This window comes from Actinophytocola xanthii (assembly GCF_001921205.1).
GTDB classification, from domain to species: domain Bacteria; phylum Actinomycetota; class Actinomycetes; order Mycobacteriales; family Pseudonocardiaceae; genus Actinophytocola; species Actinophytocola xanthii.
Map to the genome: position 1 here is coordinate 58,809 of NZ_MSIE01000029.1, position 11,118 is coordinate 69,926.

Below are 11,118 nucleotides of genomic sequence, written 5' to 3' on the forward strand. Positions count from 1 at the left end.
GCCCGCACCGGGCGGACCGGAGGCCGGTCCGCCGCCGCAGCCCCCGCGGCGCCCCCTGTCGGTGCGCCGTCGCACCAACGGCGCGAGCCTGGGCGCGCTGCCGGTGTCCAACCTCGTCGTGCTCGAGGTCGCGGTGGCGATCGGGCTGGTGCTGCTGGCCATCGACAACGGCGACGTGATGGCCTACGTGGCCATCGGCATCGCCGTGGTGGGGCTGGCCGTCGCCGCGATCCGCTGGCGGGGCCGCTGGTTCACCGAGTGGGTCAAGCTCACGCTCAAGTACGCCTTCCGCAACCACGCCAGGGTCAGCAGGCCGACCAACCCGATCAGCATCGAGTCGATCGCCGCCGAGGAGGGCACCCCGGTCACCGGCCCCGACGACCCCAGGGTCAGCCTGCTGCGGCTGGCCGTGCCCGACCTCGTCGTCGCGCACGGGGTCGACCACGAACGCCGCCCGCTCGGCCTCGCCTGGCACGACGGCACCTGGACCGCGGTGCTGCTGGTGGACCCGGCACCCGCGCTGGTCACCCAGGTCGGCGGCTCGCCCAACCTGCCGCTCGGCGCGCTCGCGCCGTGCCTGGAGGACCGCGGCGTGGTGCTGGACGCCATCCAGGTCATCTGGCACTGCTACCCCGGCAGCGCGGCGCTGCCGCCGAACTCGCCGGCGCTGGCCTCCTACATGGAGGTGCTCGGCCCGCTGCCGGCCGCGGCGCGCCGGACCACCTGGGTCGCCGTCCGGCTCGACCCGCGCCGCTGCCCGGCCGCCGTGCGCGAGCGCGGCGGCGGCGTGCTCGGCGCGCACCGGGCCCTGATCGGCGCGCTCTCGCGGGTCCGCAACGCGCTCGAGTCCCGAGGCGTCCCGACCCGCCCGCTCGATCCGGACGAGCTGCTCAAGGCCGGGATCTCGGCCGCCGAGCTGACCGCCGTGGCCGGCTCCGAGCAGCGGGTGGCGCTGCGCGAGCGGTGGACCGGCGTGACCGCGGCGGGTGTCGGGCACGCGAGCTACGCGATCACGGGTTGGTCGCGGGGCAAGGCCGCGCAGAGCCTGAACGCGCTGACCGGTGTCCGCGCGCTGTCCTCGACGGTGGCGGTGTCGATCTCCCCCGGCGGGGAGGACAACAAGGTCGGCCTGCGCGGGCTGGTGCGGGTCAGCGCCAGGACGCCCGGCGAGCTCGAGTACGCCGACGAGCGGCTGTCGGTGATCTCCGGCCGCCTCGGGATCACGCTGACCCCGCTGCGTGGCCTACAGGTCGCCGGTCTCGCCGCCACGCTGCCGCTGGGAGGCCGGGCATGAGCGGGTCCAGCCGACTCCTCGACACCCAGAACGGGACGGGTCTGAGCGAGGAGTTCCTGGTGGAGGCCGAGATGCTGGACGCGGTCAGCCCCAGCGGCGACCGCGGCGGCATGATGCTCGGCTCGGGCCTGCAGGGCGAGCCGCTCACGATCTCCGCACTGCGGCCGGCGCCCACCAGGATCGTGCTGGTCGGTGGGCTGTACCTGGCGCGCCAGGTGGCCCTGCGGGCGATGGCGGTCGGCGCGTGGGTGGTCGTGGCCACCGGGCGGCCCGCGGCCTGGCAGGCCCTGCAGAAGGCCGCCGGCACCGGCCCGGACGGCCGCCCGGCCCCGCTGGTGCAGATCCGCCGGCTCAGCCCGGTCGAGCTGCCCCGCCCCTCGGAGGACGGCCCGCTGCTGGTCGTGCACGACGGTGGTCCGACGCCCCAGGAGCTGTTCCCCCCGCGCTCACCCTGGCAGACGACCGTCTACGTGCTGCCCTACATGCACCCCCAGGCCGGCGCGACGGCCAACGCCGCAGACCTGGTGCTGCTACAGCGCCTGCCGGTCGGCCAGGCCCAGCTCGCCGCACGCATCTGGCGGCTGCCGCCGCCGATGGTGCACCAGCTGACCACCCTCGCCGACGACCAGGTCGTCGCCCTGGGACGCAACCTGTGGAAGCCCCTCCGCCTGGTCACCACCCAGAAGGAACAAGCCATCCTCGGCCCAGTCCGCCGCGGCGACTGAGAGGGCTAGTCCGCCTCCCCGCAATTCAAAGTGTTCGTTGCGACCCAGCGCGGGTGCGGGGTGGCGAGGTGGGTCGTGGCTGCGTCGCATCACGGTCCCCCGAGGTTGCTGTTGGGCAGAGGCGGGCCCCGTACAAAGACGACATGGGCTGGGCCTGTTCGGGTCGTGGCAGTTGGCGGCAGTTGCTGGGCCTGTCGGTCGATTCTGTTCCCAGTCTTGTCCCTGTTGTTCATAAGTCGCGGAGCGAACGCGCTCGACTCTCTTGCGTGACCACCGTCCAACCCGGAAGGGTCTGAGGTGTTCGCTCGCGAACACGTCCATCTCCCTCCGCATGCGACCCCTGTGAGGGCTGGGGTCCATGCGCCCTGCACACGAGGAGAGCGGTAAATGGGACAGTTCCGGGGCAAGTCGGTCAGACGTCTTGCCGGAGTTGGTTGCGCCACGGCAGCGGCCGTCGGTCTCGCGGTGCTCGCCGCCGCGCCGGCGTCGGCGGCGGAGGGTCCGGTGCTGGGCACCGACTCGGCCACCGCCATCGAGGACAGCTTCATCGTGGTGTTCAAGGACGGCAGCACGGCCCGGCCGGACAGCACCGCGGCGAAGTACGGCGCGAAGGTCGACATGCGGTACACGGCGGCGCTGAACGGCTTCGCCGGCACGATGAGCGAGCAGACCGCCAAGCGGATCGCCGCCGACCCCGCCGTCGAGTTCGTCCAGCAGAACCAGACGGTCTCGATCGCGGCGGACCAGCCCAACCCGCCGTCCTGGGGGCTGGACCGGATCGATCAGCGCAACCTGCCGCTGAACAGCAACTACACGTACGAGACCGGCGCGAGCAACGTGACCGTGTACGTCATCGACACCGGTATGGACTTCGACCACCCCGACTTCGGCACCCGGGCCACCTCCGGCTTCGACGCGGTCGACGGCGGTGCGGCCGACGACTGCCACGGCCACGGCACCCACGTCGCCGGCACCGTCGGCGGCACCGCCCACGGCGTGGCCAAGGAGGCCCGGCTGGTCGGCGTGCGGGTGCTGAACTGCTCCGGCGGGGGCACCACCGCCCAGGTCGTCGCGGGCATCGACTGGGTCACCAACAACGCGACCGAGCCGGCCGTGGCGAACATGAGCCTCGGCGGCGGCGTGGACGCCGCGATCGACGCCGCGACCTCGCGGTCGATCGCCTCCGGCGTCACCTACGCGATCGCGTCCGGCAACTCCAACGCCAACGCCTGCAACACCTCCCCGGCACGCGTGCCCGAGGCGATCACCGTCAACTCCTCCAACATCGGCGACTCCCGGTCCTCGTTCTCCAACTGGGGCACCTGCACCGACATCTTCGCCCCCGGTGAGAGCATCACCTCGGCGTGGCTGAACGGTGGCACCAGAACGATCAGCGGCACCTCGATGGCGTCCCCGCACGTGGCGGGCGCGGCGGCGCTCTACCTGTCGGCCAACCCGGCTGCCTCCCCGCAGGCCGTCCGGGACGCCCTAGTCGGCAACGCGACGCCAAACAAGATCCCCAACCCGGGCAACGGCTCGCCGAACCTGCTGCTGTTCACCACCGAGGGCGGCGGCGGACCCGACCCGGACACCTGCGCGGCCGTGTCCAACTCGACCCGCGTGTCCATCCCGGACGCCGGCAGCGCGGTGACCAGCCCGATCACGATCTCCGGGTGTGAGGGTGCCGCCTCCGGCACCGCGACCGTGGCGGTGAACATCACCCACACCTACCGCGGCGACATCCAGATCGACCTGATCGCGCCGGACGGCTCGTCCTACCGCCTGAAGAGCACCAGCACCTCGGACAGCGCGGACAACATCGTCGCGACCTACACGACCAACCTGGCGTCCGAGACGGCCAACGGCACCTGGCAGCTCAGCGTGCGAGACGTCTACTCCGTCGACACCGGCACCCTGAACAGCTGGACTCTGGACCTGTAGCGAGGAGGCCGGACGTGGACGGCGGCGTGCCCCTTGGGCACGCCGCCGTCCACGTCAGGGTGCGGTCCGGACGTTCCGGGTGAGCGCGGCTCGGGCGGCCAGGTGCTCGTCGGCGGGGTAGTCGACCTGTACGAGGGTGAGACCGTGCGCCGGGGCGACGGTGACCTCGCTGGAGCGGCTCCTGGCGGACAGCAGCGTGCGTGGCCACTCCGGCGGCCGGCGGCCCTCGCCGACGGCGATGAGGGCGCCGACGAGGCTGCGGACCATCGAGTGGCAGAAGGCGTCGGCGCTCACGTGGGCGGACAGGACACCGTCGGCGTCGCGGGTCCAGGCGAGGCGTTGCAGCTCGCGGACGGTCGTCGCGCCCTCCCGGCGGCGGCAGAACGCGGCGAAGTCGTGCTCGCCCAGCAGCCCGCGCGCGGCCTCGTCGAGGGCCGCGAGGTCAAGCGCCCTGGGCCAGGTGACCGTGTCGCGGCGGCGCAGCGGGTTCGCCGCCCAGGGGGTGTCGCAGACGCGGTAGACGTAGTGGCGCCGCAGGGCGGAGAACCGCGCGTCGAAGGTCGGCGGCGCCGGCTCGACCGAGGTGACGCGAACGTCGGGCGGCAGCGCACGGGCCAGCCGGGCACGCAGGTCGCCGGGGGGTTCGATGTCGCAGTGGGCGACCTGGCCGGTGGCGTGCACGCCGGCATCGGTACGGCCGGCCACGGTCAGGCGCACGTCCTGGCGTAGGACCATCGACATGGTGTCCTCGAGCACCCCGCAGACGGTGCGACGGTCGGGCTGGCGGGCCCAGCCGGAGAAGTCGGTGCCGTCGTAGGCGATTCCGAGGCGGAACCGGACGAGCCCGCCGCCCCCGGAGGGGACGACGGGCTCGTCGTGGGGAGCTTCGCTCAGGACTCGTCCTCCTGGGACTCCTCCTGGGACTTCGGCAGGCTGAAGCCGGCCGACTCCGCGTCCTCCTCGGTCTTGAACCACACCTCGGCGACCGTGCGGTCGTAGAACTGGCTGCCGGGCACGTGGTACAGCATCGAGTTGGCGTTGCCCTTGATCGGGAAGCCCTCCGGCTCGGAGCCGTCCTCCAGCGCGGCGTGGCTGCCGGCGCCGTAGGGGTGCTCGTCGTCGGACTCGCTCTCCTCGACCTCGACGTCGGACGCCGTCGCCGGAGTGGTGGTCTCCTCATCGACAGCGGACGACTCGGCGGGCTTGTCGGCCTTCTTCTCGTCGGCGGCGAACCGGGTCTTGCGGGCCGCCTCGGCCTCGGCCGTGACGGTCTTCTCCCGCACCAGCTCGATGATCGCCATCGGCGCGTTGTCGCCCTTGCGCGGCAGCGTCTTCATGATCCGGGTGTAGCCGCCGTTGCGGTCCTCGAAGAACGGACCGATCTCGGTGACCAGGCGGTGCACGACCTCCTTGTCCCGGATGACACGCATGATCTGCCGACGGTTGTGCTGGTCGCCACGCTTGGCCTTGGTGATCAGGCGCTCGGCGTAGGGCCGCAGCTTCCTGGCCTTGGCCTGGGTGGTGGTGATCCGGCCGTGGGTGAACAGCGAGGTGGCGAGGTTCGCCAGCATCAGCCGCTCGTGTGCCGGGGAGCCGCCCAGGCGGGCGCCCTTGGTTGGCGTGGGCATTACAGCTGCTCCGTCTCCGCGTAGTCCTGGCCATCGTCACTGCCGGCATCGCTGACCGAGTCCGACCAGCCCTCGCTCGCGTAGTCCGTGGCGGCGGTGGTGGGGTCGAACCCGGGCGGGCTGTCCTTCAGCGCGAGGCCGAGGCCGACGAGCTTCATCTTGACCTCGTCGATCGACTTCGCACCGAAGTTGCGGATGTCCAGCAGGTCGGCCTCGCTGCGCGAGACGAGCTCACCCACGGTGTGGATGCCCTCGCGCTTGAGGCAGTTGTACGAACGCACGGTGAGGTCGAGGTCCTCGATCGGCATCGCGTAGGCGGCGATGGTGTCCGCCTCCTGCGGCGACGGACCGATCTCGATCCCCTCGGCGTCCACGTTGAGCTCGCGGGCCAGGCCGAACAGCTCGACCAGGGTCTTGCCGGCCGAGGCGACGGCGTCCCGCGGGGTGATCGACGGCTTGGTCTCGACGTCGAGGATCAGCCGGTCGAAGTCGGTGCGCTGCTCGACACGCGTCGCCTCGACCTTGTAGGTGACCCGCAGGACCGGCGAGTAGATCGAGTCGACCGGGATCCGGCCGATCTCGGCGCCGGCCTGCTTGTTCTGGACGGCCGGCACGTAGCCGCGGCCGCGCTCGACGACCAGCTCGATCTCGAGCTTGCCCTTGCCGTTCAGGCTTGCGATGTGCAGGTCGGGGTTGTGCACGGTGACCCCGGCCGGCGGCACGATGTCCCCGGCGGTGACCTCGCCCGGGCCCTGCTTGCGCAGGTACATGGTCACCGGCTCGTCCTCCTCGGAGCTGACCACGAGCTCCTTGAGGTTCAGGATGATGTCGGTGACGTCCTCCTTCACGCCCGGCACGGTGGTGAACTCGTGCAGCACGCCGTCGATGCGGATGCTGGTCACCGAGGCGCCGGGGATGGAGGAGAGCAGCGTGCGCCGCAGGGAGTTGCCGAGGGTGTAGCCGAAGCCGGGCTCCAACGGCTCGATGACGAACCGGGACCGCGTCTCGTTGACCGGCTCCTCGCCGAGCGAGGGCCGCTGGGAAATCAGCACTTTTGTTGTTCCTTTCCTTGGGCGCCCGCCATATGACGCCACTGGAATGACCGGGAGGCGGCGTCGCGCCGCCTCCCGGGTCGATCACTTCGAGTAGAACTCGACGATCAGCTGCTCCTGCACTGGCACGTCGATCTGCGCGCGCTCGGGCAGCTGGTGCACGAGGATGCGCAGGCTGTTCGGCACGACCTGCAGCCAGCCCGGGATGGGCCGGTCACCGAAGGACTCCTTGGCCACGACGAACGGCAGCGTGTTCAGCGACTTCGGCTTCACGTCGATGATGTCGAACTTCGACACCTGGAAGCTCGGCACGTTGACCTTCTTGCCGTTCACGGTGAAGTGGCCGTGGCTGACCAGCTGCCGGGCCTGCCGCCGGGTGCGGGCCAGGCCCGCGCGGTACACGACGTTGTCCAGCCGCGACTCGAGCAGCTGCAGCAGCGCCTCACCGGTCTTGCCCTTGGTGCGGGCGGCCTGCTCGTAGTAGCGGCGGAACTGCTTCTCCAGCACGCCGTAGGTGAAGCGGGCCTTCTGCTTCTCCTGGAGCTGGAGCAGGTACTCGCTGTCCTTGATCCGCGCACGGCCGTGCTGGCCGGGCGGGTAGGGACGGCGCTCGAAGGAGCGGTCGCCCCCGACGAGGTCGACCCGGAGACGGCGAGACTTACGGGTGATGGGGCCGGTGTAACGAGCCATGTCTGTCTAGTCCTCCCCTTCCCCTAGACCCGGCGCCGCTTGGGCGGCCGGCAGCCGTTGTGCGGCTGCGGGGTCACGTCCTGGATGGTGCCGACCTCGAGCCCGGCGGCCTGCAGCGACCGGATCGCGGTCTCCCGGCCGGAGCCGGGGCCCTTGACGAACACGTCGACCTTGCGCATGCCGTGCTCGGCGGCCTTGCGGGCGGCGTTCTCGGCAGCCATCTGGGCGGCGAACGGGGTGGACTTGCGGGAGCCCTTGAAGCCGACGTGGCCGCTGGACGCCCAACTGATCACGTTCCCGTTGGGGTCGGTGATCGAGACGATGGTGTTGTTGAACGTGCTCTTGATGTGCGCGTGGCCGTGGGAGACGTTCTTCTTTTCCTTGCGCCGGACCTTCTTGACCCCGGCGCCCTGACGGGACTTGGGTGGCATGGGTGTGCGGTGCTCCTGTTAGCGGGAGGTCTGGGAGGGGCGGGACGGCGTGTGGACGTCCGCGCGGCGGATCGAGCCGGCGTCGCGGTAGAGGTCCCGGAGCGCCTGTGGCCGGGCGGTGCGGTGCGCCACCTGCAGGGCCACGAACTGACGGTTGCGCCGCCGCTGGGCGACGACTGGTACGACCGCGCTCACTTCTTCCCAGCCTTCTTCTTGCCGGCCACCGTCTTCTTGGGGCCCTTGCGGGTGCGGGCGTTGGTCTTGGTCCGCTGGCCGCGCACGGGCAGGCCGCGGCGCCACCGCAGGCCCTCGTAGCAGCCGATCTCGATCTTGCGACGGATGTCGGCGTTCACCTCGCGGCGAAGGTCACCCTCGACGCGGTAGTTGCCCTCGATGAAGTCGCGGAGCTTCGTGACGTCCTCGTCGGACAGATCCCTCGCCCGCAGGTCCGGGCTGATGCCGGTGGCCTCGAGCAACTCCTTGGAGCGGGTACGGCCGATGCCGTAGATGTAGGTCAGCGCGATCTCCATCCGCTTTTCGCGGGGGAGGTCGACGCCAGCAACGCGTGCCATATCTCCTCGTTCGACTACTCGTCCAGGTCTTCTCCCCCACCGTCCCGGACGTGAGTCCGGGCCCCGGCCTGGTCCGGGGGCGAACCGAGCCCGTGTGGCTCGGCAGGTATGGGGAGGGCCTCTTGTGGTACGCCGCGATCGGCGGCGGTGATCAGCCCTGGCGCTGCTTGTGGCGCAGGTTCTCGCAGATCACCATGACCCGCCCGTGACGGCGGATCACCTTGCACTTGTCGCAGATCTTCTTGACGCTCGGCTGGACCTTCACGTCCCTGTCTTTCTCTTTGGACCTACTTGTAGCGGTAGACGATTCGGCCGCGGGACAGGTCGTAGGGCGACAGCTCCACGACCACTCGGTCCTCCGGCAGGATGCGGATGTAGTGCTGACGCATCTTGCCGCTGATGTGTGCGAGGACCTTGTGTCCGTTCTCCAACTCGACCCGGAACATCGCGTTGGGGAGCGGCTCCACCACACGGCCTTCGACCTCGATGGCCCCGTCCTTCTTGCCCATGTCCTCCGCGTTTCGCTTGCTGGTCGTACGCATACCGCCACCCATGACCCTCGCGGGTGATAAGCATGGCGGAACGGGCGCAAATGACTGCGCCACCGATCTAGTGTACGCGCCTGGTCGCGGACGCCCGAATCCGGGCCACCCGATCAGGCGTCGGCGACGTGCCACAGTGACGAAGATGACCCTACGCGGGTCGGCCACTGCGCCGAACGGGCTGCTCCGCGGCCTGCCGGCCGCCGGCCCGGTCGAACCGGGTGGCCAGTACCGGTCGAACCGGGAAGCCAGTACCGAGAGCAGGTCCCTCGATTGTGCCGGACCCCATGCCCTCTCCGCGAGCGCGGCAGCGATGCGGGATCGAACCCGCAGCCCTCTCGACCAGGCGTCAGCGACGTGCCGTCGTGACGAACGTCCGCCAGGCGTGAGGCTTGAAGGTGAGCCTGGGCCCAGTCGTGTTCTTCGAGTCACGCAGGGCGACCTCGGCCGGGGCGAGTGCCACCTCCACACAGTTGCCGTCAGGCACGGAACTGAAGCTGCTCTTTCGCCAGGTGCGAGGCATCGGGAGGAACCTCCGGTCGATCGAACCTGTTCGCCATCGCGGCGAGCATGTCCCTCGATTGTCCCCAACTCAGCGCCCGGTGGGAGATGTCGACGATAGTTTCGTAAAATTTCGCCACGTGCGACTCGTGCTCGAGAAAGACTCCCAGAACGCCGTGATCCAGGTAGACGAGCGGTCGGTGGCCTTCATATCGGAACAGCACGAACTCGCCGCCGAGCGCTGAGCAGGCTCCAAGCACTCCTGGTACGACGCGGATGGCAATCAGCGGGTGTTCACTGGCCAGGACCAGCTTGAGCAGCTGATCGTTCATCACGCGGTTGCCGCCCACCGGCAATCGCAAGGCCTGCTCGTGCACGAAGAACTCGAATGGCCGGTTACGGAGCACGCTTTGCCGCTCCATCCGCAGCCGCACCAACTCGGGGCGATCGTCGCCGATCAGAGCGGCGGCATACTCCTCGGTCTGCAACAGCCCTGGCACCAACAGTGGGTCGTAACTCGTTGATGAGGTCGCCGTCGTCTCATGGAAGATCAGCGCGCTGGACCGTTCGGACAGCCAGTATCCCGAGGTGCCCGGTTCGCGGTGCAGCTCGAGCAGCCGGTCCACCTCTTTCGAGGGCAACCCGCAGTAAGCCACGTAGCGCACGAGGTCGACCTCGGTGACGCCGAGGATGCCGTTCTCGATTCGGGAGACCTTGCTGGCCGACCAGCCCAGGCGGTCCGCAAGCTGCTGGCCCGAGAGGCCGGCCGCCTGTCTGTGGTTCCGCAGTTCCTCACCCAGCTCGCGCACTCGCGCGGTGACCCTCCGTAGAACCATGGCGGGGACGGTAGCGCCGCAGCGAGGGCGGCCGCCGGAACTCTGGCCAAGACCACCCCATCTGGGGCAGGGCTTGCACGGGGTGCACGAACTCAGGGGGCGGTGAGCACCCAGGGGCCGTCCTCGGTCACCGCGACCGTGTGCTCCCAGTGGGCTGCTCGGGAGCTGTCGGCGGTGACTACCGTCCAGCCGTCCTCGAGCTCGACGGTCTCCTCGCCGCCTAACGTCAGCATCGGCTCGATGGCTATCGCCATGCCGACGCGCAGCCGCGGGCCCTTGCCCGGCTTGCCGTAGTTGGGCAGGAACGGCTCCATGTGCATGGCCCGCCCGATCCCGTGGCCGCCGTACTCGCGGATGATGCCGTAGCGCCGGCCGTCGGCACGCTCGGCCTTGTGCACGGCGGTCTCCACGGCGTGGGAGATGTCGGTCAGGCGACCGTCTGGGCGAACGGCCTCGATACCGGCGAGCATCGCCGCGCGGGTGGCCTCCGACAGGGCGCGGTCGGTGGCGGACTGGGTGCCGACCGGGACCGTCACGGCCGAGTCGCCGTGCCAGCCGTCGAGGATGGCGCCGCAGTCGATCGAGATCAGGTCGCCGTCGGCCAGGACCTGGGTGGGCGACGGGATGCCGTGCACGATCTGCTCGTTGACCGAAGCGCAGATGCTCGCGGGGAAACCGCGGTAGCCCTTGAAACTCGGCACCGCTCCGGCGTCGCGGATGGTCTGCTCGGCTATCTCGTCCAGCTCGGCCGTGCTCACGCCCGGCCGCACCGCCGCGGTCATCGCCGACAACGCCTTCGCCACCACCAGGCCGGCGGCTCGCATGGCTTCGAGCTCCGCAGGGGCCTTGAGCTCGATCATCCGACCCCGCCACGACTGGATGGACAGCCGTAGACCCCCAAGCAGA

Annotated in this window: 15 protein-coding genes; 3 read left to right on the forward strand and 12 right to left on the reverse strand. The window is 70.3% G+C overall.

Going from position 1 to position 11,118, the window contains the following annotated elements; all coding sequences use genetic code 11:
- Positions 1-103 precede the first annotated feature (103 nt).
- The 3 genes from eccE (at position 104) to BU204_RS16435 (ending at position 3,960) form a co-directional block, all read left to right on the forward strand.
- The gene (gene eccE / locus BU204_RS16425) at positions 104-1,294 is read left to right on the forward strand and encodes a type VII secretion protein EccE (protein ID WP_075126651.1); all 1,191 of its coding nucleotides are present in this window, start codon (positions 104-106) and stop codon (positions 1,292-1,294) included.
- Positions 1,291-2,019, forward strand: coding sequence for a hypothetical protein (locus BU204_RS16430; RefSeq protein ID WP_075126551.1), 729 nt, complete (start codon positions 1,291-1,293; stop codon positions 2,017-2,019). Before eccE ends, BU204_RS16430 begins: the two co-directional genes overlap by 4 nt.
- A gap of 387 nt (positions 2,020-2,406) precedes the next feature.
- Positions 2,407-3,960 carry a S8 family peptidase gene (locus BU204_RS16435; protein WP_075126552.1) on the forward strand — a complete coding sequence of 518 codons (1,554 nt, stop codon included), beginning with the start codon at positions 2,407-2,409 and terminating at the stop codon, positions 3,958-3,960.
- A 54-nt stretch (positions 3,961-4,014) separates the two neighbouring features.
- On the opposite strand, the gene truA is transcribed toward BU204_RS16435, so the two are convergent.
- The 12 genes from truA to map form a co-directional block, all read right to left on the reverse strand.
- Positions 4,015-4,782, reverse strand: coding sequence for a tRNA pseudouridine(38-40) synthase TruA (gene truA / locus BU204_RS16440; RefSeq protein WP_233160368.1), 768 nt, complete (start codon positions 4,780-4,782; stop codon positions 4,015-4,017).
- A gap of 68 nt (positions 4,783-4,850) precedes the next feature.
- Positions 4,851-5,588: a 50S ribosomal protein L17, sunset domain variant gene (gene rplQ / locus BU204_RS41295; RefSeq protein ID WP_075126553.1), complete on the reverse strand. Its 738-nt coding sequence runs from the start codon at positions 5,586-5,588 to the stop codon at positions 4,851-4,853.
- Positions 5,588-6,640, reverse strand: a complete 1,053-nt coding sequence (locus BU204_RS16450; protein WP_075126554.1) for a DNA-directed RNA polymerase subunit alpha — start codon at positions 6,638-6,640, stop codon at positions 5,588-5,590. The genes rplQ and BU204_RS16450 overlap by 1 nt, the downstream gene beginning before the upstream one ends.
- Positions 6,641-6,724: 84 nt before the next feature.
- On the reverse strand, positions 6,725-7,330 hold the full coding sequence (gene rpsD, locus BU204_RS16455; protein ID WP_075126555.1) for a 30S ribosomal protein S4: 606 nt from the start codon (positions 7,328-7,330) through the stop codon (positions 6,725-6,727).
- A gap of 23 nt (positions 7,331-7,353) precedes the next feature.
- Positions 7,354-7,761, reverse strand: coding sequence for a 30S ribosomal protein S11 (gene rpsK / locus BU204_RS16460; protein WP_075126556.1), 408 nt, complete (start codon positions 7,759-7,761; stop codon positions 7,354-7,356).
- Between the two features lie 18 nt (positions 7,762-7,779).
- Positions 7,780-7,956: a hypothetical protein gene (locus BU204_RS40105; protein WP_158073470.1), complete on the reverse strand. Its 177-nt coding sequence runs from the start codon at positions 7,954-7,956 to the stop codon at positions 7,780-7,782.
- Positions 7,953-8,333 carry a 30S ribosomal protein S13 gene (gene rpsM, locus BU204_RS16465; protein ID WP_075126557.1) on the reverse strand — a complete coding sequence of 127 codons (381 nt, stop codon included), beginning with the start codon at positions 8,331-8,333 and terminating at the stop codon, positions 7,953-7,955. Before rpsM ends, BU204_RS40105 begins: the two co-directional genes overlap by 4 nt.
- A gap of 151 nt (positions 8,334-8,484) precedes the next feature.
- Positions 8,485-8,598, reverse strand: coding sequence for a 50S ribosomal protein L36 (gene rpmJ / locus BU204_RS16470; protein ID WP_010148647.1), 114 nt, complete (start codon positions 8,596-8,598; stop codon positions 8,485-8,487).
- A gap of 22 nt (positions 8,599-8,620) precedes the next feature.
- Complete coding sequence (gene infA, locus BU204_RS16475) at positions 8,621-8,842, reverse strand: translation initiation factor IF-1 (protein WP_005166804.1); 222 nt, start codon at positions 8,840-8,842, stop codon at positions 8,621-8,623.
- Positions 8,843-9,224: 382 nt separating this feature from the next.
- Positions 9,225-9,398, reverse strand: coding sequence for a DUF397 domain-containing protein (locus tag BU204_RS16480; RefSeq protein WP_075126559.1), 174 nt, complete (start codon positions 9,396-9,398; stop codon positions 9,225-9,227).
- On the reverse strand, positions 9,355-10,185 hold the full coding sequence (locus BU204_RS16485) for a helix-turn-helix domain-containing protein (protein ID WP_158073471.1): 831 nt from the start codon (positions 10,183-10,185) through the stop codon (positions 9,355-9,357). Before BU204_RS16485 ends, BU204_RS16480 begins: the two co-directional genes overlap by 44 nt.
- Positions 10,186-10,304: 119 nt before the next feature.
- Positions 10,305-11,072: a type I methionyl aminopeptidase gene (gene map / locus BU204_RS16490; protein WP_075126561.1), complete on the reverse strand. Its 768-nt coding sequence runs from the start codon at positions 11,070-11,072 to the stop codon at positions 10,305-10,307.
- Between the last annotated feature and the right edge of the window lie 46 nt (positions 11,073-11,118).

Bases quoted from the DNA above. Each gene is read 5' to 3' on its own strand.
- BU204_RS16430 (WP_075126551.1), top strand. From the start codon at position 1,291: ATGAGCGGGTCCAGCCGACTCCTCGACACCCAGAACGGGACGGGTCTG.
- BU204_RS16435 (WP_075126552.1), top strand. From the start codon at position 2,407: ATGGGACAGTTCCGGGGCAAGTCGGTCAGACGTCTTGCCGGAGTTGGT.
- rplQ (WP_075126553.1), bottom strand. From the start codon at position 5,588: ATGCCCACGCCAACCAAGGGCGCCCGCCTGGGCGGCTCCCCGGCACAC.
- rpsD (WP_075126555.1), bottom strand. From the start codon at position 7,330: ATGGCTCGTTACACCGGCCCCATCACCCGTAAGTCTCGCCGTCTCCGG.
- rpsK (WP_075126556.1), bottom strand. From the start codon at position 7,761: ATGCCACCCAAGTCCCGTCAGGGCGCCGGGGTCAAGAAGGTCCGGCGC.
- rpsM (WP_075126557.1), bottom strand. From the start codon at position 8,333: ATGGCACGCGTTGCTGGCGTCGACCTCCCCCGCGAAAAGCGGATGGAG.
- infA (WP_005166804.1), bottom strand. From the start codon at position 8,842: ATGGGCAAGAAGGACGGGGCCATCGAGGTCGAAGGCCGTGTGGTGGAG.
- BU204_RS16480 (WP_075126559.1), bottom strand. From the start codon at position 9,398: ATGCCTCGCACCTGGCGAAAGAGCAGCTTCAGTTCCGTGCCTGACGGC.
- map (WP_075126561.1), bottom strand. From the start codon at position 11,072: ATGATCGAGCTCAAGGCCCCTGCGGAGCTCGAAGCCATGCGAGCCGCC.